Source organism: Phyllobacterium sp. P5_D12 (genome assembly GCF_054049495.1).
The window spans coordinates 1-3996 of sequence record NZ_JBFUMG010000413.1 but is presented as its reverse complement, the minus strand read 5'-3'; the positions used below and the strand labels follow the sequence as shown (position 1 = coordinate 3996).

Sequence of the window (3996 nt, the reverse complement as noted above, 5' to 3'; positions counted from 1 at the left end):
ATCGTGCACCACACTCAGGCACACTAACTTATTCGTGGCGGAGATGTATCGCTGCAACGATCGTGTTGGCTACGTTGCAAATCGTATTGAATGAGGTCCATGAGCATGGTCTCAACGGGGAAATCTGAARATCGAATCCTGTGGTCGCGATCACAATGACAGCTGTTGGCAAGTAGCAGGCACTACGCAATGGCTGCTTCTGGCGCAAAGCGGCCATTGAGGAGCATCAAAAATCTGAACAGTGTTGCCCTATGTGGCGGCCAACATCGACGGGATTAACGTTATCGCCATCACTCTCGTTTTGACGCGTAAGCTTCTAGCATACGATCGACGTCAGAAAGCTGCCGATAGAGTTCGTCTAGCATGTCATCAACGACATTCATCTTTTCACCCGCCAGGGCAAAGATTTCCTGTGAGGCACCGCGTACCTTGGGGTCCGAGACCGTCTCCAAAATCAAATCGAGCCCATCGTAGCGATAACGAGCATGAGCAAGCGCATCTTTGATGTCGATGACGTGCCTGCGAAATGGATCAAGCACTTCGCCTAAATCAATCTCCATCCGGGATCTCCACTTTCGAACGATGATTTTTGTTTCTGCTTTGCCAATATGTTAGTAGATACTGACCGCGTACGATAAATTGTTTGCCTTGTGCCAGAACTGACACCCAAAGGTCGCGTAATATATTCCCCGCCTACTCACTTACGGCCGTCGGTACGATGTAACCATGTCAAGCGGGTTGGTTGGGACCGCAACCGGGTCACTCATTGAGCGTCGGTGGCGCGCACCGTCCCGCAGTGTTACAATATAGTGGGGGAAATCGAACATGGATATGGTCAGGAACTGGCTCTCGATCCCGGTCACTGCGCTCTCGCTGCTAGGGAGGAATCGTGACGCTTGGGCACAGGACTCAAGCGAAGACCTTGCCAAGAAGCTGTCTAATCCCATTGCGTCGCTGATCGACGTGCCGTTCCAGGGCAACTACGACAGCGGTTACGGCCCCTACGACGGCGACCGTTACTTTGAATCCGGCACCTTGATCATGGCGCATTCAGCCGGGGGAGCCGTGTACCTGTTGGCAAAGCCATGGACAAGCAACACGACAGGATCAAGTAGCGGGCAATGCGACTTATAGGRCGTTTGCTGGTTRCCGGCATTCTGGCTTCAATYATCCTTGTTGCCACGGCATGGGCGGYMGGARCACTTTGGTACCAGCTCCCCGTTCGGCCATCAGCAAGAGTTGCCTTGTCCTTCGTATGCGGTGTTTTCGGCCTAGCAACAGTGRTCGCTCTCTTCACTCGTCTTCGAATATGGGGACTTGTCGCCTTTCTCCTGTGCTTCTGTCTGCTGCTGACATGGTGGAGCACGATCAAGCCGCTGGRACATGCRGACTGGGCRCCGGAGGTGGCGCGTCAGGTCACCGGRACGCGTAAYGGYGATGTCTTGACGCTGAACAACGTCCGCGACTTCGAATGGCRCAGCAAAACGGATTTCACCGARCGCTGGGTGACGCGGACCTATRATCTGAGCMAGCTTCGGACGGCYGAYCTCTTCTTGTCWCAATGGGGAAATCCCAACATCGCCCATGTCATTCTAAGCTTCGGCTTCGAGGGCGGCGAYTATATCGCCTGGTCGGTGGAGGTGAGGCGGCGCGTCGGGGGCGCGTTTTCGCCYGTTGCCGATCTCTTCAAGAGCGATCCGCTGGTGATTATAGCGTCGGATGAGCGCGATGTAGTCGGGGTGAGATCGAACTTTCGCGGCGAAGATGTCCAGATATATCGCCTCAGAGCGTCTCCGGAAGCGGCCCGCGCGCTGCTGCTTGAGTATGTTCAGGATGCCAATGCACTTTCCACGACGCCGGAATTCTACAATTCCATCACGACCAACTGCACGACGACCATCGTCAAGATGATGCGGGCAGTCGGGGATGTGGTTCCTCTGGACTGGCGGCTGATCGTCAATGGCTATCTTCCAGAATACGCCTATGAGCGCGGCGCRCTCGATACCAGTTTGCCGCTYGCGGAKCTGCGGRASCGTGSTMATATYGSYGARCGSGCAAGGGCAGCGGGATTGTCACCGGAGTTCTCCCGGCTCATCAGGCTGGATGTGCCCTCTCCATCTGCACCGCAAAAACAATRATACCGATAGCACAATGGAAATTCGCAACGCCGCCCTTTGCTGCGGGTTCGAATACCGCAACAGGGCATGCAACGCGTGTGAAATCGAGTTTATTGGGGCTACCGCCGCGAAGCCCTGCTGTTGCAGCTGCCTGTAACCGTAACGTACTGTTATCCAAATGAGTCTTCAGTCACATTGCAATTTCTAAACAGGGAGGATTTGCGCAATGCGGCGGTAGTCAGCACTCTCTTCAGTCGCTCTTCTTGCGGGAACAGACGTTGAAGACGCGCACAGGTGCTTTAAACTAGCCCGAAAATAATGTCATCGTATCGAGAGGGTTACTTCATGATCCCCGAGGCGGAGTTTGTCGGATACACCCCAAACAACATAAATCGGGCGAAGGTGCAGACCGTCACCGATGCATCGCCAGTCGCCGACCCACCTATCAATGCGCTCCGATCTGCCGCCTATATCGCTGCATCAACTCTTTTGTCGATGACACAAGGACTCGGCATGAATTTGGTCGCGACCAATATCCCGCAAATTCAAGGCTATCTTGGTGCCACAAATGTCGAAGCGACTTGGCTGATCGCTGCGTATATGGCTCCCAATGTCAGCCTTTCGGTTGCACTGATCAAGATACGGAACCAATACGGTCTCCGGAATTTCGCTGAACTGAGCATCGCCATATTTGTATTGGTTTCGCTGCTGCATCTTTTTGTGATTGATCTGCAATCCGCGATCATCATTCGCTTTGTCAGCGGCATTGCGGCTGCTCCGCTGTCGAGCCTCGCCTTTCTCTATATGCTGGAGGCATTTCCGCCATCTCGAAAACGGACGATCGGGGTTTGCCTGGTGCTCACCAATATCTCGCTTGCCGCTCCGATGGCGCGTCTGCTGTCGCCGACCTTACTCGATATCGGCCAGTGGCAAGGTCTCTACATGTTCGAAGTGTCGTTAGCGCTCGTCTCGTTTGGAGTGATCTACCTCCTTCCGCTGACGCCCATTCCGCGTGCCAAGGTGATCGAAAAGATGGACGTTGTGAGCTACGTGCTGATCGCCATTGGTTTTGGGTGTACGGCCGTCGTTCTGGTCACGGGCCGCCTCTACTGGTGGAGGGAAGCAGCCTGGCTTGGAGTTCTGCTCGCGATCGCCATTGTGACGATAACGATAGCCGTGGTGATTGAACTCAATCGCGAAAGACCCCTCCTCGACATACGATGGATCGCCAGCAAGGAGATCCTGCATCTTGCCGGAACGATCCTTCTCTTTCGGCTGGCCGTCTCCGAGCAGTCGACCATCGCCACAAGCTTTTTCCAGAATCTCGGCCTGATGAACGACCAACTGTGGAAGCTCTATGTCGTCATGATGGTATCAATGATTGCTGCAGGATTGTCGTGCGCCGCAGTCATGACGCCGGAACGCGTTCCTGCAATTCACGCCGTCGCGCTGATTTTTCTGATCATAGGATCCTATATGGACAGCCAAGCGACCTATCTTACCCGCCCTCCGGAAATGTATGTCAGCCAAGCGCTGATCGCGGCGGCGACCGCCCTGTTCTTGCCGCCGGCTATGTCGATCGGATTGACTGCGGCGCTGAAGCGCGGACCCAACTACATACTGAGCTTCATCATCGTCTTCCTGTCGACGCAGAGCCTGGGCGGGCTCCTCGGCCAGGCTGTTTTCGGCTCGTTCATTACGATCCGCGAGAAGTTTCACTCAAACATATTGGCTGAAAGGATCGTTCCCTTCGATCCCATGGTGACCGAGCGCGCATCGAAACTGGCCGACGCGTATGGTGGGATGATTGCCGACAAGGCCTTGCTCAAAGCCGAAGGAATCGCGTTGTTGTCCCAACAGATCACGCGCCAAGCAAATA

General features: G+C 54.7%; 3 protein-coding genes and 1 pseudogene. 3 read left to right on the top strand and 1 reads right to left on the bottom strand.

Annotated features, from left to right (window positions below; genetic code table 11):
- Nucleotides 1–290: 290 nt before the first annotated feature.
- Nucleotides 291–560 (bottom strand): hypothetical protein, encoded by a 270-nt coding sequence (locus tag ACXJ5O_RS20665; RefSeq protein ID WP_112532657.1) that lies wholly within the window; start codon nt 558–560, stop codon nt 291–293.
- 265 nt (nt 561–825) lie between these two features.
- Between ACXJ5O_RS20665 and ACXJ5O_RS20660 the strand changes: the two are divergent.
- From ACXJ5O_RS20660 to ACXJ5O_RS20650, 3 genes and pseudogenes are all read left to right on the top strand, one after another.
- Nucleotides 826–1017, top strand: a pseudogene (locus ACXJ5O_RS20660) (transporter); the annotation flags it as partial.
- A 104-nt stretch (nt 1018–1121) separates the two neighbouring features.
- Nucleotides 1122–2138: an Lnb N-terminal periplasmic domain-containing protein gene (locus tag ACXJ5O_RS20655; protein ID WP_457301530.1), complete on the top strand. Its 1017-nt coding sequence runs from the start codon at nt 1122–1124 to the stop codon at nt 2136–2138.
- A 297-nt stretch (nt 2139–2435) separates the two neighbouring features.
- Nucleotides 2436–3996: MFS transporter (locus tag ACXJ5O_RS20650; RefSeq protein WP_457301529.1), on the top strand; the 1561-nt coding region annotated here is incomplete at its 3' end.

Bases quoted from the DNA above. Each gene is read 5' to 3' on its own strand.
- ACXJ5O_RS20665 (WP_112532657.1), bottom strand. From the start codon at position 560: ATGGAGATTGATTTAGGCGAAGTGCTTGATCCATTTCGCAGGCACGTC.